Raw genomic sequence first — 23,247 nt, 5'->3', positions numbered from 1 at the left:
CCCATTTCATTCCAAGGAGAAACGACAATGGCAGCCCAGAAGGGAAGCGCGTTCCTGCTGAAGATCAGCGATGGCGCAGCAACGCCGACTTACAACACCGTGGCTGGCCTGCGCACGACGCAGATGTCGATCAATGGTGAATCCGTCGTCATCACCAGCAAGGATTCGGGCGGCTGGCGCGAGTTGCTTTCGGGCGCTGGTACGCGGTCGGTGACGGTGAGCGCGGCGGGCATCTTCCTAGGTAGCGCCGCCGAGGTGCAGGTGCGCGGAAATGCCATGGCTGGCACGATTGCGGATTATGAGCTGTCGTTCGAGGGCGGCGAGAAAATGCGTGGCCGCTTCCTTGTGCAGCGCCTTGACTACTCGGGCGATTTCAACGGTGAGCGCAACTACACCATGACGCTCGAAAGCTCGGGCCAGGTGGCGCAGGTCTGATGGCGGACGCAGCGAACCCCCATCGCGGGGAAGCGGTGCTTGTCATCGGCGGGCAACCGCTGGTGTTGCGCCCGACATTCGGCGCCCTTGTGGCGGCCGAAGAGGAGCTTGGTCCACTGTTCGCAATGGTCGAGCGGGCCAGTGCCGGGCAGTTGCGGCTTGCCGAGATGGTCGGACTGTTCTGGCATTGCCTGCGCGAGCGCAATGGTTTGGACCGTGCCGACTTTGCCGAAGCCGTCGCTCGTGAGGGGCTTGCCGCATGCACACCTTCGCTGCGTGCGCTGATCGTGCAGATCCTGAAAGGCGCCGGGTGAACAAGCGCTTTGGGGCAAGCGCCGCCGCGTTAAGTGGTCAGGCGGCGCTGTTGCTGGGATGGCTGCCCGACACGTTCTGGGCCGCAACGCCGGAAGAACTTGCCTGCGTCTTGCGCGCATTGCGGGCGCCCGATGGCGGGACAATCGACAAGGGCACACTCGACAGATTGATGGAGGCAGACCGTGGCGGATGAACTCGACACGCTGATGATCGACGTGCGCGCGAATACCTCGGGCTTTACGGCCGATGTGGCGCAAATGCGAGGCAGCTTCGATTCCGTGCTGGTGGATGGGTTCGGGCGCGCAGGCGACACGCTGGAGCGCGGCTTGCTCGGCGCGATACGCCGCGGCTCGCTGGGCTTCGAAGACTTGCGCCGAGTGGCTATGAACGTGCTGGGCGATATCGCAGCGCAGGCCGTTCAGGCCGGAATCGGATCGCTGGGCGGTCTTGGCAGCGCAGGCGGAGGGGGCAGTGCCGTGTTGGGACTGGGCAGCCTGATCGGTTCGATCTTCGGCTTGCCGGGGCGTGCGACCGGCGGGCCGGTGGCGCCAGGGCGCGGCTATCTGGTGGGCGAGCGCGGCCCTGAATTGTTCGTGCCGACCTCGGCCGGGCGTGTGGAGCCTTCGCTGGGTGGCGGCAAGGGGCGGGACGTCAATGTATCGATCCGCATTGTCAGTCCGCAGGGCAGCAACCAGCCCGAAAGCCTGCGCCGGTCTGGCCGCCAGGTGGCGCAGGCGGTGCGCCGCGCGCTCAACGACTTCTGACCAATCGGAGAACCGGACATGGGCCATTGGCTCGCCAAGCGCCGCACGGTGCAACACGCCGACACGATCCAGCGCTTCGATCCGCGATTCTGGACGGTCAACTTTCCGCGGCCTGCGATGGCGTCGGTTGTCACCACTGCGCCCGATGCGCTGCGGGTGGATGCCGTTTTCCAGAAGGCTGACGACCTGGTCGGGCTGATATGGGAATCCGAGGACAAGTGGGATCACCCGCTGTTGTCATATGAAACCCGGCGCGATTACTCGCGGCTGACGCTGTCATTCCGTTGGCGGTCGGCTGGCGTCTTGCCGCTCGACGCGGTGAACGGGCCGACGCTGACGATCGAAGGCCGGGATGCAACTGGCAATTCACGGGCATGGTATGTCCGCTTATGGAACTACGCGACGGGCACGCCGAGCGATGCGAAAGTGACCTTGCCATTTTCGGGGCTGAGCGGCGGCTTCCTGCTTCCTTCGGAAGCGGACCCGGTGCATCCGGCGGCAATCGACCGCCTGTTCATCTCGCTGGTGCCGCCAGGATACGGATCGGGTAGCGGCGCATTTGCCTCGACGGTGACTGGTTGGGCCGAGCTGAGCGAAATGCGCTGCCAGGGGCACAAGCCGATGTTAGAGATCGGTGACGTGATGGTCCCGCCTCATGGGCTTTCGATGTGCACAGGCTATGACGATGCCTATAATCTGACGCCGGCGCGGCTGTTGCGACAGGTGCGCGGACTGGGATATCGCGGCAGCATCAACCACTACATCGGGATGAGCCACTTCTTTCCGCTGGTGCCGGACGGCGCGGGTGGATTTGTGGTCGATCCGGCGCTGCCTGCGATGAATGCGGCGGCACTGGCTTGGCACCGCGCGTTTCTCGCCGAGGCGAATGCGATGGGTCATACAGTAATCGCATCGCAATCCTATGAACTGCTGGCGCAGCATTGCCCGACGGACTGGCAGCAGCGGGCATGGAATGGCGACGCGGGACGGACTGGCTGGTCGCCGCCCTCTGCTTTGCTATCGCCTGCCAACACGCAGGCCATGGCTTGGGTGCGTAAAGTGGCATTGGCGGTGGTAGGGCTGATGTCCGAAGCCGGTCTGCCGGTTCGCTATCAAGTGGGTGAGCCATGGTGGTGGGTGACGCAGGACCGCCGCATCTGCATTTATGATGAAGCGGCGAGAGCGGCGCTGGGCGGAAATCCGGTGAACATTGCGGACCTTGGTGCGAGCCTGACGACAGCGCAGAAGGCACTGCTTGATGCGGCGGGCGCCATTCTTGCGCAATCGACGGCAGACCTGATGGCTGCAGTGAATAGCGCTGCAGGGGTAGCCGGAGCGGAGACGCTGCTCCTCGCATTTCTGCCTACGGTGCTCGATCCCTCCATGCCCGAAGCGCGGAGAGCGAATTTGCCGGTGGGGTGGGCATCGCCTGCATTCGATACCTTGCAACTTGAGGATTATGACTGGGTAACCGCAGGCAAGGATGCCCTGCGATCCCAAGGCCGGGCAATTGCGGAAGCGCGGATGGGATATCCACGCGAGCGGCAGCACTACCTTTCGGGCTTCGTTTTGAACGCATCAAATGCCGAACCGGAGTGGCAGCGGATCGATGCTGCTGCAAGTGAAGCGGTGGCACTGGGTGTGGCCGAGACTTTCATCTGGGCTCAGCCGCAGGTTTCGCGCGACGGCTATGTCAGACTTCCCGAAACGAGCGGAGACGAGACCATGCAATCTTTCGACGATGTCCTGTTCCCGCTTGCGCTGGGACGGGACGCCTCGGTCACGCCCGAATTTTCCACGAATGTGACGATCACGGCCTCGGGCTTCGAACGGCGCAACAGCTTGTGGTCGGATGCAAGGTTGCGCTTCGACGTCGGGCCGGGCGTACGGTCCGAAGCGGAACTTGGCGAACTGATTGCGTTTTTCAGAGCGCGACGCGGCCAGGCGCGCGGGTTTCTCTTGCGTGATCCATCGGACTTCAGCTCGAACGGAATGACCGGCACCGTCACGCCGGGCGATCAAGTGATCGGCACAGGCGACGGAGCGACGGCGCGGTTCGCGCTGGCAAAGCACTATGGCCAAAGCGACGAGGCCCAGCGGCGGCGGATCACCCGGCCCCGAGCCGGGTCGCTCAGGGTCAGCATAAATGGCGTGGAGACCGGGAACTTCACGGTTGAACCTCTAGGCGTGATCGCTTTTGCGACGGCTCCTTCGGCAGGCGCAGTGGTGCGAGCAGGGTTCCTGTTCGACGTGCCGGTACGCTTCGCCGAAGACCGGCTCGACATTTCTGGCGCGGAATTTGCCGCCGGCGAAGCGCCGAGTGTGCCGCTGATCGAACTGCGAGAAGACGCATGACGCGAACTTGGTTCAGTCAGTCGCTTGAAACGGTCGCGGTGTGGTGGCGGATCGAGCGGTGCGATGGTGTGGCTCTGGGATTCACCAGCCATGACCGCGATCTGGTGTTTGCCGGACTGCAGCACCGAACCGCGCCGGGCATGGTTCCATCGGCCGTGCGCCGCACCGCGACGTTTGAGGCCGACTCTGCCGAAGTGACCGGAGCTTTGAGCCACGATGCCATCGGAGAGACCGATTTGTCGGCTGGCCGATACGATGGCGCGCGCGTGTCGATGGGACTGGTCGATTGGGAGACGCTCGAAACAGAATCGCTTTTCACAGGGACGATCGGTTCTGTGGGACGCGAGGGCGAGCAGTTCTCGGCAGAACTGCAATCGATCAAGCATATGCTGACTCGACAAGTTGTGCCGCGCACGTCGCCGACTTGCCGCGCCGAGTTCTGTGGTGAAGGCTGCACGCTGTCGGCTGCGCACGTCACGCATGAGGCGGTGATTGCCGAAGTTTCGTCCGACCGCCAATGGGTGCGCCTGAGCACTTTGGCCAGTCCTGAGCGCTTCGAGTTCGGCTGGCTTCGGATGGTGGACGGCCCAGTTGCCGGTATAACGATGCGCATTGAGGCAGCGGACGAGGGGTGGCTGGTCCTAGATCGACCCATGGCGTCCGACACAGCGGCGGGCGTGCGGGTCGTCTTGCGCGAGGGTTGCGATCACACGCTCTCGACTTGTTCAAGCCGGTTCGGGAACGCCTTGAACTTTCAGGGTGAGCCCTTCCTGCCGGGCAACGACCTGCTTACACGCTATCCTGCGTCGCAGTGATGAACCGCCTACTGGCAGAGGCCGCGACGAGCCTGATCGGGACTTCCTTCCGGCTGCACGGGAGGATTCCCGCAACCGGGCTGGATTGTGTCGGGCTTGTGGCCGAGGCGATGCGCCGTGCAGGCCATGAGCCAGACTGTCCAGCCGGATATTCACTTCGACTCACATCTGTTGCCCGCTGGCTGGCCCATGCCGACCGTAGCGGTCTGGTGGAGACCGCAGATCGCGGTGACGTCATTCTTTGCATGGCCAACCCCGTGCAACCGCATCTGGTCATCGCGGTGCCGGGCGGTTTTGTCCATGCCCACGCCGGAATTGGCCGCGTGACCTTCCTTCCCGCCCCCCTTCCCTGGCCTGTCGCCCAACAGTGGCGCCTCGCCGAAAAGGATGTTTGATCGCCATGGCTACGCTGATCCTTTCCGCTGTGGGCACTCTGGTCGGGGGACCGCTTGGCGGCGCAATCGGTGCCTTGATCGGCCGGCAAGTTGATGCCGGGATCATTGCCGGGCGCAAGGTCGAGGGGCCCCGGCTCAAGGAACTTTCCGTTCAGACGTCGAGCTATGGTTCGGCTCTGCCGTTGCACTTCGGCCGTATCCGGACATCGGGAACCGTCATCTGGGCAACTGAGCTTGCGGAAAACAAGGAAAAGACTGGTGGAGGCAAAGGCCGTCCATCGGTGACGACGTACAGTTACACGGCATCGTTTGCGGTCGCCGTGGGCAGCAGGCCGATCAAGGGGATCGGACGCATCTGGGCTGATGGCAATCTGCTGCGCGGAGAGGCGGGCGACTTGAAGGTTGGCGGCAAGCTACGTGTGCATCTTGGCCACGGTGATCAGGACGCCGATCCGTTGCTGGTTGAGGCTGAAGGCGTGGCCCTCAATCCCGCCTACCGCAATCTGGCATACGTAGTTTTCGAAGACCTCGAACTTGCCGACTATGGCAACCGGCTTCCATCGCTGACACTAGAGATCATTGCCGACGACGACGCGGTCTCGCTCGATGTCATCGTTAGTGAACTGGTCCCCGCTGCATCGACCAGCGGATTGGAAAGTTCCTCATTCAAAGGACTGACACTGGATCAAGGCACTGCCGGAGACATTCTGGCCACGCTGTCCGACGTGACGCCGCTAAGTTGCAGCGTCAGCGACGAAACACTGGCATTTGGTTTGGCCGAACACGCACCCGCCGGAGCATTGCGCATACTTCCGCATCCGGCAGCAGGTGGTGACAGTGCCGAAGACGCGCGTGCCGACGGATGGTCGCGGCGACGCGAAGCACTGCCCAGCGCTCGCCAATGTGCCGTCCGCTATTATGATCTCGCGCGGGATTATCAACCGGGGCTGCAAAGGAGCATCGGTCGCAGCGGACCCGGTGATGTCAGCGTGATTGAGCTTCCTGCCGCAATGAGCGCCAGCGAAGCGCGGAATCTTGCCAACGCCGCTGCACGCCGTCTTACCGTGGCACGGGATTCCCTGCGTTATCGGGTCAGCGAGATTGATATCGGCATGGCGCCCGGCTCGATAGTTCGAACGCCAGTGATCCAAGGTGACTGGCGGATCGACCAGTGGGAGTGGCAAGCCGACGGGATAATGCTGGACCTGTCAGCGGTTCCGCCTGTGTCACCTTCGGCATCAACTGCCGATTCCGGCCGATCAAATCGCGCTACTGACCTCTTGCCAGCACCCTCACAGATCTTTGCATTCGAACTCCCCTGGGACGGAAGTGGCGACGGCGCATCTGCTGCGATCAGGGTCTCCGCCAGTTCGCAAACCGCAGGGTGGAGAGGCGCGACACTTTACGCGCAGAAGCTTGATGGCACCATGAGCCTACTTGGGGGTACCGGGCGGCAACGCGCGATTGCCGGGACGACGACCAGTGGATTGCATACCGCATCGCCCTTAATGCTCGACACCGGCCCCGGTGTTGAAGTCGAGCTTTGGTCCAGTGACTTCACGCTCGACAGTGTGACCTGGGCGCAACTCACGCAGGGCGCAAATGTCGCAGTCCTGGGATCCGAAATTATCCAGTTCGCAAGCGCGAAATTTGTGAGCGGTCGCACATGGCGGATCAGCGGACTGTTGCGTGGCCGGGGCGGCACCGAGGACGCCATAGCAGGCCACGGGCCGGGCGAAACATTCTGTGTCATCGACAGAGGGCTTATTGCGATTGACCGATCGCTGATCGCCGATCCCGCAACTACACGGATTGTGGCACTCGGGCTGGGCGACGCCTCTCCCGTTTTCAGCTTCATCCATGGTGCTGGGCGCACGTTGCGGCCACTCTCGCCGGTCCATGGGCAGTCGTGGCGGAATGCGGACAATTCGGTAACGCTAAAATGGACCCGCCGATCCAGAGGTGCCTGGGCTTGGCTCGACGAGGTCGATGTTCCGCTGAACGAACCGGCAGAAGCATGGGAAGTGAGCTTCGAATCGGCAGGCGTGCCGTCGAGCAGATGGAATACCAGCTCCAACGAATTGACCGTTTCTGAGGCGTTGGCCGCCGAACTCCGAACATCCTTTCCCGACGGCCAGTTTTTCGTGCGCCAGATTGGACGGCAATCCCGTTCCAACCCGCTCACCATCAATCTGCCGGCTTGAACCGGCGTTTTTGAAAGGCCCGCCCAATGAGCGATCCAGTCAGCTATTCGTCTTCGACGCCTCGTCACGGCCTTCCACTGCTGTTTTCCGGGCAATCTCAAAAAGAAGTCACGGTCAACGAGGCGCTTGCCGTGGTGGATTTCCTCCTTTCCGGGTCGGTGGAAGGCGTACGGTCGGATCCTGCACTTAGCCCTTCTGCAGGGCAGGCATGGATCGTTTCCAGTCCGGCAACGGGAGCCTTTACGGGGCATGAGGGCAAGATCGCAGGTTGGACCGACAGCGGTTGGCGGTTTCTCCAACCAGTTGAGGGCATGAAAATTTTTGACCGCGCAGCGCACGCGTTGCGACACTATTCGGATGGCTGGACGCTGGCTGCCGCGCCCACATTGCCAGTCGGCGGTGCGACAATCGACGTGGAGGCGCGCAGTTGTATTGTCGCGCTTATCAGTGCGCTTGAAACGTCTGGAATAATTTCATCGACTTGAGTGGAACCAAACCGCGCTTGCAGCATTCCACCGGGACATGAGGGCGTCTTCAGCTGACCAGATGCATGGCACAACGGTTTCAATTCGTTGTATTCATGCAACAGTTAGTGCGTTTGTCCGCTTGCATGACCACTTTGGAACCGTTAGACAATCTGCACGACGTGGCATGATGTCGCTAAAAGGGGAAACTATAATGCGGAAAATGGTCCTAGGCTTGGCCTTGGCCTCGACTGCCATGGCATCGCCGGCACTTGCCCGGAACGATTCCTGGTACGTTGAAGCCGATGCAGGCGCGATGATTGTCGAAGACATCGAAAACCTGCTCGGTTCGAACCAGAACGGCGTGCTTGACACCCGCACTGGCTACGACTTCGGTGGCGTTGTCGGTTATGACTTCGGCGGCTTCCGTCTTGAAAGCGAAGTGAGCTATCGTCGCGCTGAAGAAAGCTCGTACGACGCGGTTCGGTTCGTCTATCCAGAAACAACCGTTGGCGGTGGCGCTGAGGCTCTGAGCTTCATGGTCAACGGCCTGCTGGATTTCGGTCCTGATGATGGCCTTCAGGGCTTTGTCGGCGGTGGCGTCGGCGTCAGCCGTGCCAAGATCGCTGTCATCTATAACGACACGCCACGCAATGTTGTCGATTCCGACACCGGCTTTGCATGGCAGGCACTTGCAGGCATCCGTGCACCGCTGAGCGATCATGTCGATGTCGGCCTGAAGTATCGCTTCTTCAACCAGAATCACATCGATCTGGTGAACAACGCGGGCACCAACGTGCGCACCAAGTTCCGTTCGCACTCGCTGCTCGGAACTCTGACGTACAACTTCGGTGGCGCAGCCCCGGTCGAGGACGTCGCTCCGCCGCCGCCCCCGCCGCCCCCGCCGCCTCCGCCTCCTCCGCCGCCCCCGCCGCCGGCTCCGGTCTGCAACAAGGGTCCGTACATCGTGTTCTTCGACTGGGATAAGTCGGACATCACGCCGGAAGCAGCGACCATTCTTGACAATGCGGTTACTGCATACGGCAACTGCATGAGCGTTCCGATCATGCTTGCTGGCTATGCCGACCGTTCGGGCACTGTGAAGTACAACCAGGCACTGTCCGAACGTCGCAACGTCTCGGTCCGTTCGTACCTGTCGACCCACGGCATCCCCGATGGTTCGATCACAAGCCAGGCCTTCGGCGAAACCAACCCGCGCGTTCCGACCGCGGATGGCGTTCGTGAACTCCAGAACCGCCGCGTGGAAATCACGTACGGTCCGGGTTCGGGCATGTAATTTCGGTCAAAGCCGATTTTCGGAAAGGGGCTGGAGCAATCCGGCCCCTTTTTCGTTATAGACTCCGCACAACCAATTTGCGGAGACACAAGGCATGAACATCAAGATCGCGCTCGCCGCCATTACTGGCGCAGTTGCTCTCGCTGGATGTTCGACTATGTCTGCCGAGAACCCGTTGGTAAAAACACTGGCAAAAACCGCGCTAACCAATGGAAGCGGTGTCGTGGTCGGCAAGGCCGCAATCGAGAGCGTCGGCGCGTCGGTATATCTGGTTGCCAGCGTATCTGGCCAGACACCTGGCCTCCATGGCATTCACCTACACTCTGCAGGCAAGTGTGAAGCCCCCGATTTTTCAACTGCTGGCGGGCACCTTAACCCGGATGCACATCAGCATGGGACGCTCAATCCTACAGGACCGCACCTTGGTGATTTGCCCAACATCGAAATTGCGGCCAACGGCACGGGCTCGATGAAAGCGCCACTGTTGTTAGCGTCAGAGCAGTTGCTTGCTACAGTGTTCGATGCAGATGGAGCAGCGGTGGTCCTCCATGCCGGTCCTGACGACTACAAGTCCGACCCAAGCGGCAACAGCGGAGGTCGCATTGCCTGCGGCGTGCTCTCCCCTGCCGCCAAATAGCTGATCAGATACATTCGCCTGCCGCTTTGGCACGCGCTTCCAATCCGGTTTGCGCGCGCGGAACACAGCGTATGGCAATCACCAAAAATGTAAGCCCTATCGGCACAGACACGAGGGTGGCCAACACCCCGATGGCCAAATTGCTGTCGTTCACTGCAGACACATAGCCCGCCATGAACGGCCCGAGCGCTAGGCCGACCAGCGTCGTGGCCAGGAAAAAGGTCGCAGTTGCAGTGCCTCGCATACGCGGAAGTACCAAAGATTGGCTGGTCGCTGCAGCACCGCCTAGCGCACTGCTCGACAAGACCTGAGCAACAAACGAACACATAGCGAACGTGGCGAAATGGTCAGTGCTATAGGCTGCAACCAAGGGAACGATGGGCGCGAGCAACCCAAATAGGGTGACATAGATCCGCCCCGCCGGGAGCCTGCAATGGAGATAGTCGGCGACGCGCCCGCCCGATATTACGCCGATGAAGCCGGCAACCGCGCCTGGAGCACCTACGAACCAGCCCAGTTCTCCCTTGCCGATGTCAAAGGCCCGCTCTGCGTAAGGCGCAGCCCAATACGACGTCGCATAAGCCGTAAAGGCAACCATGCCGTACCCAAGTGTCGTGCAAAGGAATGCCGGCGAGCACCAGATCAGCCGGAATGTGGGTAAATCGGACGCTCTCAGGGAGCTAGCCCAGCTGAACACTGCATAGACGCCGACGCCGACGAACGCCCATTGCTGAAGCGTCGATTTTCCGAGGATGTAGGTTAGGCCCAACACCAGCGCTGCAATTGTTGCCGCTACGGCGATATTTATGGCCAGTGCTGCGGCACCTCGGCGAGCAGCACCGACCAAAGTAAACGGCGGCACGACGTTGGCAAGATCAGCGAGAAAATCCCGAAAAGGTTTGGCCGATCCCAAGGAAGGCAGTCCGTCAATGGCGCCACGTACCGGCTCTCGAAGAAACGAAACCCAAATGGCTAATAACAATCCTGGCAGTCCTACAACCATGAACGCTGCCTGCCACCCCGCCAGTCCCAGGGGAGCCGCGTCAGGATATGCTGCGTTCCAGTGCTCGACGATCAAACCTCCAAGCAGCAGCGACAGGCCACCGCCTAGATAAAGTCCGGACGAGTAGATCGCCAATGCCGTCGCGCGGAGGCGCTGGGGGAAGTAATCTGATATCAGCGAGTAGGCGGCCGGGCTGGCCGTGGCTTCGCCGACGCCGACGCCGATGCGAGCAAGCGCCAATTGCGTCCCACTTCGCGAAAAGCCTGAAATCGCAGTCATCGCCGACCACAGCGCAAGTCCTGCGCTCATCAAACGGACGCGGTGCCAATTGTCCGCCAGGCGCCCCAACGAAATCCCGAAAAGCGAATAGAACACAGCAAAGGCAGTACCGTAGAGAAACCCGAGATCGGCATCGCTGAGCGCGAGATCTTTTTTGATATCGTTGGCGAGGATAGAAAGAATCTGCCGGTCGACAAAATTGAGCACGTATACGAGAACCAGTACGCCGAGCGCATACCAGCTATAGGCTGAGACCTCGCCTTGTTGGCCATTCTCCGTGCTATCAAGTGTTGGCGTAGCGGGTTCCGTCATGAAGGCCTGCCTCTGCAAATCCTGCGCGCCTGAGTCGACAGCTGTCGCACTCGCCGCAGGCTCTCCCATCAGGCAAGGGATCGTAGCAGGACCAGCTTTGTCCAGCGTCAAGGCCTAGCCGCGCCGCCTCCTGGGCGATCTGTGATTTTCTGAGGTGCTGCAGCGGCGCGTGAACGGTCACCGTTCCTCCCTCGCTACCGATCTTGGTGGCTATGCGGCCAACCGCCTCGAACCCGGAAATGAACTCCGGGCGGCAATCCGGGTATCCGGAATAATCGAGCGCGTTCACTCCGATAAACAGGTCGTTCGCGCCAGCTGCTTCTGCCCATGCGAGCGCCAGCGACAGGAAGACGAGGTTCCGCGCAGGTACGTAGGTAACCGGGACATCGTCCCCTAAACCGTCCTTGGGAACGGCAATGTCTGCCGTCAGGGCAGACCCGCCGAACAGGCGCAAATCCAGAGGTAGGATGACGTGTCTCTCAACGCCAATTGCGGCCACGATTGCTCGCGCAGAATCCAGCTCCACGCGGTGCCGCTGATTGTAGTCGATCGTCAACGCGAGAACGCGGAATCCCTGCTCTTTGGCAAGCGCTGTGCAGACCATCGAATCCAGCCCGCCAGACAATAGAACGACAGCTAGCGGTGCATCGGCAGAGTGGAACGAGGAAGACATCGGCGCAGGGCTAGCCGTGCGCGCGGCGGGATGCAATGATTTCGCTCGAAACTTTCTTCGTTTCAATGATTAGTGCCTGCAGGACCCGATACGTCGCGCTTCTGCGGAGAAATTGAAGGGCAGGCCGTTCTCGATGCCCTGTGTTTCGATCTGTGCAAGCCGCGCATTTTCGAACCGCACACGCGTATGGCCATACCCGTTTGATGGGCAGGAATACTGCACCGTCACCGCGCCAGGCGTATCCTCGATGACAAAACGACGGCAACTGTCGCGTGAATGGCGGATCTGGATCAGCTTGCGGCCGCTCTCGATGCAGAGCTGGGTGGTCGTGCTGGATTGATCGCGCGGCTGCACTTCCCAAAGTCCGGGTTCGAACCGGTCAAGCATTCCCAGTGCCGGGCCCTGCGCGCCGATCGCTGTCGCCAGAAAGCCGACACAAAGACACGCGCCCAGCCCTAACGACCGTGCCAGCAAACCGACGTGTGGGACAGCCCAAGCCATGACGAGATCTTTCGCACCATTACTGATACAGGGTCTGTGGCCCTGCTCACATCGCCTCTATATCATCGCAACGACTGCGATGAAACGGGCTACAGCATCGACGAAATGTGAAATCTTCTGTCATGTTTAGGACGGCGAAATCCCGAATCAGGGAAGATCGATGTCGAACTCTCTTGAGCAGAACGCGCAATCCACGATAATCTTCCCGGCATCGTTGCGCATCTCGGCGCGAGCTTCCGGATCAAAGCGCGAAAGCACATCGCAGTAATGTGCGACCGAGCAGCGGCACCCACGTTCGAGCGCCGATCCTTGCTCCACGCGAATCTCGCGCTCTTCATGGAACAATCGCCAGATCACGGTTTCCAGATCGAGCGCCGGGTCTGTCAGTTCTTCCGGCTTGACCGACCCGCCGAGGATCGCGACATGCTCCCATTCGGGATGGTCGAGCTGGGCGTGCAGCCGCTCGCGGCCTTCTTCGCCTTCGGGAAGGTGCTGGAGCAGCATACCGCCAGCAACACAGTCCGATGCCGATGACTGCACGGCAACACGGATCAGCGTAGGCACTTGTTCCGATTGAAAGAAGTAGGTTTCGCAGGCTTCTGCAAGCGAATTGCCCTCAAGCGGCACGACACCCTGATAGCGCTGCCGGGTAGCCGCAAGGTCGAAAGTTATCGCAAGGAAGCCTTCCCCGAACAGCGAATAGAGGGACGGTGCAGGCCCAAGTTCGTCGAGCCGTGCGCGGTCATGCCGAACATAACCGCGCAGTTCACCATTGCGATAATCACAGACCAGCAGGTCGACAACGCCGTCCTGCGTCTGGGCCTGCAGGGTCAGCTGGCTGTCTTCATCCTTCAACAACGATCCGAGCAGCGCGGTAACGACAAGCGCCTCGGCCAGCATCTGCCGTATCGGTGCCGGATAGCTGTGGGCGGACAGGATCGTATCCAGCACGGGGCCAAGGCGCACAGCCCTGCCCCTCGCGTCGCGGTGGGGCAGGGTAAAATGCAGCAGCCGGTCGAATCCGGTGGACGGCTGGTCCTGTTCGGTCACTTGTCCGCCCTCAGATCTGCCCGAAGGCCCAGCGCAGAATCGACTTCTGGGCGTGAATGCGGTTCTCGGCCTCATCCCAGATGACCGAGCGTGGTCCATCGATTACGGCATCGGTCACTTCCTCGCCGCGATGCGCGGGAAGGCAGTGTAGGAACAGCGCATCGGCCTTGGCGTGGGCCATCAGCGCCTCATTCACCTGATAGGGCTCCATCGCTGCCAGCTTGGCTTCGGCATGGGCCTGCCCCATCGAAATCCAGGTATCGGTCACCACCACATCGGCGCCGCGCACGGCTTCGGCGGGGTCGCGCACGATGCGCACGTCAGCGCCCGCCAACCTGGCCGCCTCGATGAACACGGCATCGGATTCATAGCCTTCGGGTACGCCGATCCGGACGTTGAACTTCATCAACCCTGCGGCCTCGACGATCGAGTTCAGCACGTTGTTGCCATCGCCGAGCCACGCCACTTCAAGGCCGGGCAGCGCCTTGCCATGCTCGATTACCGTCAGCAGATCAGCCATGATCTGGCACGGATGCGAAAGATCGGTAAGGCCATTGATTACTGGCACCGTGGCGTAGTGAGCCAGTTCCTCGACTTTGGCATGATCGTCGGTGCGGAGCATGATGACGTCCGCCATGCGGCTCAGCACGCGTGCGGTGTCCGCTACAGTTTCACCCCGGCCAAGCTGCGTCGTGCCTGCGTCTAGAACCAGTGCGGAACCGCCAAGCTGGCGCATCGCGATGTCGAACGAGACGCGCGTGCGCGTCGAGTTCTTTTCGAACACCATGGCCAGCACGTGCCCTGCCAGCGGCGCGTCGGCATCGGACTTGCCCTTAGGAAAGCCCGCGCGCGCCGCCTTGCGGTCAATCGCGTCATTGATCATCGCGGCGATTGCGTCGCCGCCCGCATCGCTGAGGTTGAGGAAATGCTTCTGGGTCATGTGACCGGCGCCTCCGGCGCATAGCTGGCGGCTGCGGCCGAAAGACGCTCCATGAATTCATCGATGTGGCTGTCGTCGATCACCAGCGGCGGGATCACGCGCACGGTATTGTCACCGGCCGAAACAGTCAGCAACTGGTGATTGTCGCGCATGTGCGCCACGAAAGGCCGCGGTTCGACCTTCATCATCACGCCGAGCATCAGTCCCCGCCCGCGAACGCCAATGAACAGGTCCGGGTAGTTGCCGATGAACTGTTCGATCCGCCCACGCAGCCGCTCGCCCTTGGCGCGCACGTCAGCCAGAAACGCCTCGTTCGCCACGACGTCGAGCACAGCCTCGCCCGCCGCCATGGCCAGCGGGTTGCCGCCATAGGTGCTGCCGTGCGTGCCCGCGACCATGCCGCGCGCAGCCTTCTCCGTGGCGAGGCAGGCCCCCATCGGGAAGCCGCCGCCAATGCCCTTGGCCGTGGCCATCACATCGGGCGTGATGCCATACTGCTCATAGGCATAGAGCGTGCCGGTGCGGGCAACGCCGCACTGCACTTCGTCGAAGATCAGCATGAGATCGTGCTCGTCACACAAGGCACGCAGGCCCTTCAGGAATTCGTCCGACGCATCGCGGATGCCGCCTTCACCCTGAATCGGTTCGACCAGGAAGCCTGCGGTGTTGGGCCCCATTGCTGCCTTTGCGCCTTCAAGATCGTCGAAATCGACATACTTGAACCCTTCGAGAAGCGGCAGGAATCCCTTGTGCATCTTCTCCTGATTCGACGCGCTGATCGTCGCCATCGTGCGGCCATGGAAGGCGTTCTTGAAAGTGATCAGCTCGTACTTGTGATCGTTGCCGACCGACGAGTGATAGGCGCGCGCAGTCTTGATCGCGCACTCGACCGCTTCGGCGCCCGAGTTGGTAAAGAATACCGTATCGGCAAAGGTCAGGTCGACCAGCCGCTGCGCCAGATGTTCGCCCTGCGGGCTGCCATACAGATTGGAGACGTGCATCAACGTCGCGGCCTGGCGCTGTATCGCGCCGATCAGGTGCTCGTGGGAGTGGCCGAGCAGATTCACCGCGATTCCGCTGGCAAAATCAAGGTAGCGGGTACCGTCTTCCGAGATCAGGTGGCAATGCTCGCCTCGCACCGGACGCACGCCGCACCGGGGATATACGGGCATCAGCGGGGTGATCGACATAGTGCTCTCCTGTTCAGTCACGAAAGTTTCCGGGTGGCGCAATAATACTGCGCGAGCCAGATAGAAAAAGCGGAATCAACAAACGACAAATGGCGGCCCCTAAGGACCGCCATCTGTGCGCGTATTTGGTTGCAGGCCGCCGGTCAAATCACCGGAAGCGATGCAATCGGGATCAACCCTGAATCGGCACCAGGTTGACCGCCGAGTGCTTGCCTCGTCGATCGACCTCAAGGTCGAATTCAAGCTTGTCGCCCTCGTTCAGTTCACGCAGGCCCGACCGCTCAACCGCACTGATGTGCACGAAAGCGTCCGGCTGGCCGTCATCACGCGTGATGAAGCCGAAGCCCTTCATCGCATTGAAGAACTTGACCGTGCCCGTAGCGCGCTCACCCGTCAGTTCGCGCTGCGGAGCAGCAGGCTTTGCCGCAACTTCGATCACATCACCGACGACCTGAAGATCGGCTGCCGAAATCTTCCCGCCGCGATCGACGAGGTTGAATTCGAGCTGCTGTCCTTCGGCCAGACCTTCGAGACCAGCGCGTTCGACTGCACTGATGTGAACGAACACATCCTCGCCACCGTCTTCACGCTGGATGAAGCCGAAGCCCTTCTGACCGTTGAAGAACTTTACGACACCCTTGCCGGTGCCGACAACCTGGGCAGGCATGCCGCCGCCACGCGCGCCGCCGAAGCCGCCACCGCCACCGCCGCCGCTGCGCGGGCCGCCGCTGAAGCCGCCGCGATCACCGCCGCCGAAGCCGCCGCGATCACCGCCGCCAAAGCCGCCACGATCGCCGCCGCCGAAGCCGCCGCGATTGCCACCGCCAAAGCCGCCACGGTCGCCGCCGCCGAAGCCGCCGCCAAATCCGCCGCCGCCACCGCCGCCGCCGTAGGGATCAAAACCACCTTCGTCGCCGAATCCGTCGCGCTTGTCTCTGCCGCGACCGCGCCGCCCTCTGTCAAAACCCATAGAAATCAATAGACCTTCAATCCGCCCCTACCTTCACGGCACCACTGGCCGGACGCGGGGACCAGCGGCACGACGAAGGAATCAGTACCGGACTCTGAGGGGCCGGACATCTCCTTTGCGCGAAAGACTATAGCCAAAAAAAAGGACAGCGCGAACGGAATCGTCAGTCTACGCTCGATTCACCCCGAAAACTGTGGCTTTCATGCCGATTGGCGGCCATCTCCGCCGGACTTGCCCCACCTTCTGCCATTGGGCACAAGCGTTTCAAGCCGGATTCCGGCAGGACTCGCCATCAGGACTGCACATCATGTTCCGCAAGATCGACGACAAGACATACGCCAGCCCGCAGATCACACTTGCCGAAGTGGCCTATGCCAAGGCGCTGGGGATCGGCCTTATCGTCAACAACCGGCCCGAAGGCGAGTCCGACGACCAGACGCCCGGCCCCGACATCGAAGCTGCCGCGCGAGCATCCGGGATGGCCTATGTCGCCATTCCGGTCACGCACGCCGGATTTTCGATGGCGCAAGTCGAAGCGCTCGAGGCCGCGCTCGCTGCTGCGGGCAATACTCCGGTCCTCGCCTATTGCCGCTCGGGCACACGCTCGACGCTGCTCTGGGCACTGGCCCAGGCCAAGGCGGGTGTCAGCCCCGACGAGATCGCGGCCAAGGCTGCGGGCGCAGGCTATGACATCGGCCCGATCCGCGCGACAGTGGACGTGCTCGCCGCGCAGGCCGGTTGAACGACCGCGTGAATGGAATGCAGCAGGTGCAAGGCATATTGGCGATTCCCGGCGCGGCCATGGCGCTACAACTGCTCGGCTCGCTCGGCGCGATCCTCGTGCTCGCATGGCTGGCGCGCAAGCTCGGCCTTGGTGGCGATCCGCGCATCAAAAGCGAGGACCATGCCCGCGCGTTGGCCGAGGAAGCCATCTGCGGCTTTGATGCGCAGGCGGTCTGTATTGACCGCGCTGGCATAGGCGCACTGCTCCGCGACGCGCATGACCGCGTGCTGCTCATCCGCCAGCACGGCAGCCACTTCGCGGCGCGCCAGATTTCCAGCCACGCCGGCGTCCGGCTGGATAGCCGCTTCCTCACCATCGCCACCGACGACAGGCACTTCGGCACCGTCACGCTCGACCTTGGCGATCAGGCGCAAGTCTGGGCCGCCAGCCTGCGCCGTCTCGGAGGCGCGCCCGCATGACGCCCATCGACATCGTGACGTATGCCGTGCCGTTCTTCGTCGTGCTGGTGCTGGCCGAGATGATCTGGGCAGCAAGGCGCGCGCCCGAAAAGTACGAACCGCGCGACACGCTCACCAGCCTCGCGCTCGGCCTCGGCAGCACGATCGCGGGCGCGCTTGCAGCAGGCGCGATCTACGCCGCCGCAATGTGGCTATACGCGCACCGCGTCGCCACGGTGCCGCCGACATGGTGGGCATGGGCGCTGTGTTTCGTGCTGGACGACTTCAACTACTACCTGTTCCATCGCAGCGGCCACCGCGTGCGCTGGTTCTGGGCGAGCCACGTCAATCACCACACCAGCCAGCACTACAACCTGTCGACCGCGCTACGCCAGACATGGACCGGCCCGCTTGCAGGCTCGTTCCTGTTCCGCATCTGGCCCGCGTTCGTCGGCTTCCACCCGGCGATGATCCTCACGGTGGGCGCGGCCAACCTCGTCTATCAGTTCTGGATCCACACCGAGACGATCGGGCGCATGCCGCTCTGGTTCGAGTCCGTGTTCAACACCCCCTCGCACCACCGCGTCCACCACGCCACCAACCCGCTTTACCTTGACCGCAACTACGCGGGCGTATTCATCGTGTGGGACCGCATGTTCGGCACGTTCCAGCGCGAACAGGACGACCTCGCCATTCGATATGGCACCGTCAAGCAACTCGGCAGCTTCCACCTCCTCCACGCCGCCTTCCACGAATGGCGCGCGATGCTGGGAGACTTCTGGCGCGCGCCGTGGCGGCACAAACTGTCCTATCTCGTCCGCGCCCCCGGCTGGAGCCACGACGGCTCGCGCGAGGGCTCGGATACGATCAGGGCACGGTGGATGGCTCGGCTAGGCCAAGGTCAGCAAGTGCCATGACCGTTCACGGCAGTTGCCATTGCGGCAATGTGCGGATCGAAGTCCCCGGCAACCCGGCATGGGTTGCCGACTGCAATTGCTCGCTTTGCCGCAAGACCGCCTGGCGAGTCGCCTATTTCCCTCCGGATCAGGTTCGCATTTCCGGCAAGACGAAAGTCTATATCTGGGGCGACCGCATGATTGGCATTCATCACTGCTCCACTTGCGGCTGCGGCACGCATTGGCAGACGCTTGGGCAGGACTTCGGCAAGATGGGCATCAACGCCCGCCTGCTTGACGATTTTGACGAAAACACGGTCGAGGTCAGGAAATTCGACAACCGGGACTGAACAGGCCGGGCAACCTCGCCTTACCGCGCCCGCAATCCCTCGCCGAGCAAATCCGCCGCTATTGCCGTAATGTCATCGACCGGCCTGCCGTCGTCCCACACGCCAAAGCGCAGACCAAGAAAGACGTTCATGCCCATGATCGCCCAGGCGCGCACCTCCTGCTCGCCATCGCGCACCGTACCCGCTTTGACGCCTTCGCCCAGACGGGCAGCGATGCGGCTGGCGGTCACCTCATAATGCGTCCGGTAGCTGGCAGGGTCGGCGAACTCGGCCTCGTCGATGATCCGGTAGATTTCCTTGTGTTCGCGGGCAAAGTGCAGAAACCCGGCCAGCGCCTCGCGCTCGCGCTGCAATCCGCTTGAACCTTCGCCCACTGCTCCGGCGGCGGCGAGCGCCACGCGCGATGACATATCCCGCACCAAAGCCGTGAAGATCGCGTCTTTCGAATCGAAATAAGTGTAGAAACTGCCAAGGGCTGTCCCGGCGCGCCGGGTGATCCCGCTGATCGATGCCTCGTGGAATCCGCGCTCGCCGAATTCCGCGCCTGCCGCGTCAAGTAACCGTCGCAGCGTCTCGCGCCCTCGCGCCGTGCGCGGCACCTTGCCCGGACTGGCAGCGCTCGTTTCCGCCATGAACCTCTCCCCCGGCAACCAGCGACCCCATCAGCCTGTTGCCGTTTCGCCACGATGGGTAACGACAAAAGTGCAATCTCACAATACGAAGTTGAAAGGTGGTTCAACTTTCAATATTGAGCACTTCAGGCGGACGAAGCAGTTCGCAAGAGGGAGCCTGTCTGATGACCCGAATTTCTACGCGCGCCGCCTTGGCCGCCACTGCCGCGCTGTTTGCGCTGCCCGCCCCGCCAGCCTTCGCGCAAGAAGCGCCCGCGATCGATGACGCTGCCGGCGAAGCGTCCGGCGAGATCCTCGTCGTCGCCCGCCGCCGCGAAGAGCGCCTGCTTGATGTGCCGATCTCGATTTCCGCGCTCAGCACCGAAGCGCTCGAGAAGGCCGGTGCCAAGGATCTGTCGGGCATTCAGGGCGCCATCCCCAACGTCAACATCGTTCAGGGTCGCGGCTCTGCCAGCAGCGCCAACTTCTTCATCCGTGGCATCGGCCAGCCTGATGCGCTGCAGACCTTCGATCCGGCTGTCGGGGTCTATGTCGACGGTGTCTACCTCAGCCGCATCCAGGGAGCGCTGCTCAACCTGTTCGATGTCCAGCGCGTTGAAATCCTGCGTGGTCCGCAGGGCACGCTCTATGGCAAGAACACCATTGGCGGCGCCGTCAACGTCGTGTCCAAGAAGCCGGACCTGAATACCCTGCGCGGTGAAGCCGCCATTACCTATGGCCGCTTCGACGAAGTGACCGCCAAAGGCTATGTCTCGGCCCCGCTCATCGCCGACAAGCTCGCCCTGTCGGTCGCTGGCGTCTACGATGACCGCGACGGCATCGTCACTGATCCGGTTACCAGCAAAAAGTATAACGATCGCAACAATCTCTCTGGCCGCGCCATTCTGCGCGCGCAGCCGGCCGAGACGGTCGAGGTCCTCATCTCGGGCGACTACACCCGCCAGCGCAACGCCCTCACCCTGGGTCAAGCCACCGCGCCGCTGGTCGGCTTCAACTATAACGCCACGTTCACGGGCCTCACGCCGTTCGTGATCGCCCCTGCGGCTGCGGGTGAATGGGACTACAAGGCCTCGACCAGCTTCACCGGCGACAAGGGTCAGCGGCTCGATCACTGGGGCGTTTCGGGCACGATCAACGTAGACCTGTCAGATACCCTGCAGCTTTCGTCGATCACCGCCTACCGCAAGCTCAAGACCGACTTCTTCGTCGATATCGACGCGACCTCGGCCGAGTTGGGCGATGTCTTCGTCGGCACCCGCCAGCACCAGATTAGCCAGGAACTTCAGCTCAAGCTGGACACGGACAAGCTCAAGGGCGTGTTCGGCCTCTATTACCTCAACGAACATGTGACCTCGCATCAGGAAGCCTATGCCGACAGCTACTTGCGCTATGTCGGCACCCCGCTGAACTTCCTGCGCACGATCGATGACGAGCAGGACACCAAGTCCTACGCCGCCTTCGGTCAGCTCACTTATGACTTCACGGATGCACTCTCGCTGACCGCAGGCCTGCGCTACACGCGCGAAACCAAGGAATACTTCCGCACCACGACCGCCACCACGTCGAGCCCGGTGTTCCCGGCCATCGTGATCAAGGGCACCTTCACTTTCCCGAACAACCTGCCCGCGCCGTTCAACACGGCCGACAGCGTTACTTACGAAGCCTGGACCCCGTCTGCGACGCTTTCCTTCAAGCCGTCGCAAAACACGCTGGTCTATGGCTCGGCCAGCCGCGGCTTCAAGTCTGGTGGCTTCAATGGCCGCGTCAATGGCATCGGCGATGTCACGCAAGTCGTGAACGGTGCGACGGTGATCGTGCCCACGTTCAAGCCTGAAACGGTATGGACTTACGAAGTCGGTGCCAAGGGCTCATTCCTCGAGGGCCGCGTCAACCTCTCGGGCGCAGCCTTCTATTCGGATTACCAGAACTTCCAGGCCCGCGTCGGCGGCGGCAACACCGGCATCACCGGCGGCAGCTTCCCCGTGCTCAATGCCGGCAAGCTGCGCATCCAGGGCTTCGAATTCGACCTGAACGTCCGTCCCGCCACCCCAGTCACCCTGTTCGCCTCGGTCGGCTATCTCGATGCCGACTACAAGGAGTTCAACGACGGTCGCCGCGCGCCTGCGTTCAGCTGCAACCCCACCGGCACCAAGATCACTTGCCGCCCCGCCTTCGCCCCCCCGCTTACGCTGCGCGTCGGCGGTGAATACCGCATTGCGCTGGGCGATGCTTCGCTCAGCCTCGGCGGCGATGCGCGTTTCGTCGACAAGCACTACCTATCGGTCGACAACCGCCCTGGCCTCACCGAAGACGGCTACTGGACCGGCAACCTCTATGCTCAGGTGGACTTCGACAAGTTCTACCTGCGCGGCGCGGTCAAGAACGTAGGCAACATGCTCTACAAGACCGACGGTCAGGAGTTCAGCTCGGTCGGCAACATCCAGACGGCTTACTACGGCGATCCACGCACCTGGAACCTTACGCTCGGCGTGAAGTTCTAACCAGCGACCGGGCTCCCTCCCCCCGTCTGCCCGGTCCAACAACAAAAGCCCCGGCCCACAAGGTCGGGGCTTTTCCTTGCAGGCCAAACGCGACCGCGCTCAGGGCGAGGGAGCGGGCAGACTTGCCGCCTGCTCGCTTTTCTCGGGCCGGATATAGATCGACGAGAGCACCGGAAACGACGCGCGAAGCTCGTCCTCGATCTCTTCGATCAGGCGTTCGGCGGCCCCCATCGACACAGCATCCTCGAAATCAGCGCTGATTGCGGCAAACACCTGCTTGGGCGCGGTATGGATGGTGCGAACATGGTTCACCGTGGTGATGGCAGGATGTGCCGCGACGATGTCCCTGATCCGGGCAATCATCACAGGGTCGGCACGCTCACCAATCAGCAAGCCCTTCGCCTCCCGCGCAAGAAAAAGCGCAACCACGGCCAGGATCGTGCCGATCACGATCGACGCAAGACCATCAAGCCGAGGGTCATCGAAATGATGGCTGGCCCATACCCCGATGGCCGCGACGACCAGACCGGCGAGCGCCGCTGAATCCTCGAACAACACGGTGAACGTCGCCGGGTCCTTCGAATCCTTGACCGCCTGCCACCACCCGGCGTCACCCTTGGACGTGGCGAATTCTCGCAGGGCGATGGCCCACGACGTCCCCTCGATGCCAAACGCAAGTGCCAACACGATGTAGTTGACCAGCGGCGGCTGCAGCGGCTCGGGCGCCGACCAGTGCAGCACGCCTTCATAGATCGAGATGACCGCGCCCACCGCGAAAATGAGAATCGCGACGACGAAAGCCCAGAAATACAGCTCGCGCCCATAACCGAACGGGTGCAGCGCATCGGGAGGCCGCTTGGCGCGATACTCCCCGTAAAGCAGCAGAACCTGATTGCCGCTATCGACGACCGAATGTATGCCCTCGGTCAGCATCGCCGTCGAACCGGTGATCGCGGCGGCCACGAATTTGGCAGCGCCAATGCCCAGATTGGCAAACAGTGCTGCCCAGACGACAATGTTGTGCTTGCGCGGTTCGCTCGTGCTCATGCCCCCACGAACGAATGAAAGGGGCAGACGGTGGTGGCCT

At 62.1% G+C, this 23,247-nt stretch carries 25 protein-coding genes; 16 read left to right on the top strand and 9 right to left on the bottom strand.

Annotated features, from left to right (window positions below; genetic code table 11):
- The first annotated feature begins 27 nt into the window (after positions 1-27).
- The 11 genes from RM192_RS02180 to RM192_RS02130 all read left to right on the top strand — a co-directional run bounded on the left by RM192_RS02180 (position 28) and on the right by RM192_RS02130 (position 9,681).
- Positions 28-435, top strand: a complete 408-nt coding sequence (locus tag RM192_RS02180; RefSeq protein WP_311505924.1) for a phage major tail protein, TP901-1 family — start codon at positions 28-30, stop codon at positions 433-435.
- Positions 435-749, top strand: a complete 315-nt coding sequence (locus RM192_RS02175; RefSeq protein ID WP_311505922.1) for a gene transfer agent family protein — start codon at positions 435-437, stop codon at positions 747-749. Before RM192_RS02180 ends, RM192_RS02175 begins: the two co-directional genes overlap by 1 nt.
- Positions 746-943: a phage tail assembly chaperone gene (locus RM192_RS02170; RefSeq protein WP_311505920.1), complete on the top strand. Its 198-nt coding sequence runs from the start codon at positions 746-748 to the stop codon at positions 941-943. The genes RM192_RS02175 and RM192_RS02170 overlap by 4 nt, the downstream gene beginning before the upstream one ends.
- Positions 933-1,514, top strand: a complete 582-nt coding sequence (locus RM192_RS02165; RefSeq protein WP_311505919.1) for a tail tape measure protein — start codon at positions 933-935, stop codon at positions 1,512-1,514. The genes RM192_RS02170 and RM192_RS02165 overlap by 11 nt, the downstream gene beginning before the upstream one ends.
- 18 nt (positions 1,515-1,532) lie before the next feature.
- Positions 1,533-3,869: a DUF2460 domain-containing protein gene (locus RM192_RS02160; RefSeq protein ID WP_311505918.1), complete on the top strand. Its 2,337-nt coding sequence runs from the start codon at positions 1,533-1,535 to the stop codon at positions 3,867-3,869.
- Positions 3,866-4,684 (top strand): DUF2163 domain-containing protein, encoded by an 819-nt coding sequence (locus tag RM192_RS02155; protein WP_311505917.1) that lies wholly within the window; start codon positions 3,866-3,868, stop codon positions 4,682-4,684. The genes RM192_RS02160 and RM192_RS02155 overlap by 4 nt, the downstream gene beginning before the upstream one ends.
- Positions 4,684-5,079 (top strand): peptidoglycan endopeptidase, encoded by a 396-nt coding sequence (locus tag RM192_RS02150; protein ID WP_311505916.1) that lies wholly within the window; start codon positions 4,684-4,686, stop codon positions 5,077-5,079. The genes RM192_RS02155 and RM192_RS02150 overlap by 1 nt, the downstream gene beginning before the upstream one ends.
- A 5-nt stretch (positions 5,080-5,084) precedes the next feature.
- Positions 5,085-7,283, top strand: coding sequence for a phage tail protein (locus RM192_RS02145; RefSeq protein WP_311505915.1), 2,199 nt, complete (start codon positions 5,085-5,087; stop codon positions 7,281-7,283).
- Positions 7,284-7,309: 26 nt separating this feature from the next.
- Positions 7,310-7,768, top strand: coding sequence for a DUF2793 domain-containing protein (locus RM192_RS02140; protein WP_311505914.1), 459 nt, complete (start codon positions 7,310-7,312; stop codon positions 7,766-7,768).
- Positions 7,769-7,961: 193 nt separating this feature from the next.
- A complete protein-coding gene (locus RM192_RS02135) occupies positions 7,962-9,044 on the top strand; it encodes an OmpA family protein (protein WP_311505913.1) in 1,083 nt (360 codons plus the stop codon).
- 94 nt (positions 9,045-9,138) lie between these two features.
- Complete coding sequence (locus RM192_RS02130) at positions 9,139-9,681, top strand: superoxide dismutase family protein (protein WP_311505912.1); 543 nt, start codon at positions 9,139-9,141, stop codon at positions 9,679-9,681.
- Positions 9,682-9,685: 4 nt separating this feature from the next.
- On the opposite strand, the gene RM192_RS02125 is transcribed toward RM192_RS02130, so the two are convergent.
- The 7 genes from RM192_RS02125 to RM192_RS02095 form a co-directional block, all read right to left on the bottom strand.
- Positions 9,686-11,275: an MFS transporter gene (locus tag RM192_RS02125; protein WP_311505910.1), complete on the bottom strand. Its 1,590-nt coding sequence runs from the start codon at positions 11,273-11,275 to the stop codon at positions 9,686-9,688.
- Positions 11,247-11,948 carry a 7-cyano-7-deazaguanine synthase QueC gene (gene queC, locus RM192_RS02120; protein ID WP_311505908.1) on the bottom strand — a complete coding sequence of 234 codons (702 nt, stop codon included), beginning with the start codon at positions 11,946-11,948 and terminating at the stop codon, positions 11,247-11,249. Before queC ends, RM192_RS02125 begins: the two co-directional genes overlap by 29 nt.
- A gap of 69 nt (positions 11,949-12,017) precedes the next feature.
- Positions 12,018-12,449: a DUF3617 family protein gene (locus RM192_RS02115; RefSeq protein ID WP_311505907.1), complete on the bottom strand. Its 432-nt coding sequence runs from the start codon at positions 12,447-12,449 to the stop codon at positions 12,018-12,020.
- A 147-nt stretch (positions 12,450-12,596) separates the two neighbouring features.
- Positions 12,597-13,499, bottom strand: a complete 903-nt coding sequence (locus tag RM192_RS02110) for an Hsp33 family molecular chaperone HslO (protein WP_311505906.1) — start codon at positions 13,497-13,499, stop codon at positions 12,597-12,599.
- A gap of 10 nt (positions 13,500-13,509) precedes the next feature.
- Positions 13,510-14,439 (bottom strand): ornithine carbamoyltransferase, encoded by a 930-nt coding sequence (argF, locus tag RM192_RS02105; RefSeq protein WP_311505905.1) that lies wholly within the window; start codon positions 14,437-14,439, stop codon positions 13,510-13,512.
- Positions 14,436-15,629, bottom strand: a complete 1,194-nt coding sequence (locus RM192_RS02100; protein ID WP_311508551.1) for an aspartate aminotransferase family protein — start codon at positions 15,627-15,629, stop codon at positions 14,436-14,438. Before RM192_RS02100 ends, argF begins: the two co-directional genes overlap by 4 nt.
- 172 nt (positions 15,630-15,801) lie before the next feature.
- A complete protein-coding gene (locus tag RM192_RS02095; RefSeq protein ID WP_311505904.1) occupies positions 15,802-16,599 on the bottom strand; it encodes a cold-shock protein in 798 nt (265 codons plus the stop codon).
- A gap of 307 nt (positions 16,600-16,906) precedes the next feature.
- Here RM192_RS02095 and RM192_RS02090 point away from each other — a divergent pair, with 307 nt between their 5' ends.
- Genes RM192_RS02090 through RM192_RS02075 form a run of 4 tightly spaced genes read left to right on the top strand, consistent with a single transcriptional unit; the run spans position 16,907 to position 19,027 of the window.
- Positions 16,907-17,341 carry a TIGR01244 family sulfur transferase gene (locus tag RM192_RS02090; RefSeq protein WP_311505903.1) on the top strand — a complete coding sequence of 145 codons (435 nt, stop codon included), beginning with the start codon at positions 16,907-16,909 and terminating at the stop codon, positions 17,339-17,341.
- A gap of 17 nt (positions 17,342-17,358) precedes the next feature.
- Positions 17,359-17,802 carry a hypothetical protein gene (locus RM192_RS02085; protein ID WP_311505901.1) on the top strand — a complete coding sequence of 148 codons (444 nt, stop codon included), beginning with the start codon at positions 17,359-17,361 and terminating at the stop codon, positions 17,800-17,802.
- Positions 17,799-18,698 carry a sterol desaturase family protein gene (locus tag RM192_RS02080; RefSeq protein WP_311505900.1) on the top strand — a complete coding sequence of 300 codons (900 nt, stop codon included), beginning with the start codon at positions 17,799-17,801 and terminating at the stop codon, positions 18,696-18,698. Before RM192_RS02085 ends, RM192_RS02080 begins: the two co-directional genes overlap by 4 nt.
- Entirely contained in the window at positions 18,695-19,027 is a 333-nt protein-coding gene (locus RM192_RS02075) for a GFA family protein (protein WP_311505898.1), read from the top strand. The genes RM192_RS02080 and RM192_RS02075 overlap by 4 nt, the downstream gene beginning before the upstream one ends.
- 20 nt (positions 19,028-19,047) lie before the next feature.
- On the opposite strand, the gene RM192_RS02070 is transcribed toward RM192_RS02075, so the two are convergent.
- Complete coding sequence (locus RM192_RS02070) at positions 19,048-19,659, bottom strand: TetR/AcrR family transcriptional regulator (RefSeq protein WP_311505897.1); 612 nt, start codon at positions 19,657-19,659, stop codon at positions 19,048-19,050.
- A gap of 164 nt (positions 19,660-19,823) precedes the next feature.
- Here RM192_RS02070 and RM192_RS02065 point away from each other — a divergent pair, with 164 nt between their 5' ends.
- A complete protein-coding gene (locus RM192_RS02065; protein ID WP_311505896.1) occupies positions 19,824-22,160 on the top strand; it encodes a TonB-dependent receptor in 2,337 nt (778 codons plus the stop codon).
- Between the two features lie 99 nt (positions 22,161-22,259).
- Here the strand turns inward: RM192_RS02065 and RM192_RS02060 are convergent, their stop codons facing one another.
- Positions 22,260-23,207, bottom strand: coding sequence for a cation diffusion facilitator family transporter (locus RM192_RS02060; RefSeq protein ID WP_311505895.1), 948 nt, complete (start codon positions 23,205-23,207; stop codon positions 22,260-22,262).
- Positions 23,208-23,247: the final 40 nt, after the last annotated feature.

This window comes from Novosphingobium sp. MMS21-SN21R, assembly GCF_031846015.1.
In the GTDB taxonomy this organism is placed as follows: Bacteria; Pseudomonadota; Alphaproteobacteria; order Sphingomonadales; family Sphingomonadaceae; genus Novosphingobium.
This window is presented reverse-complemented; position numbering and strand designations above follow the sequence as displayed.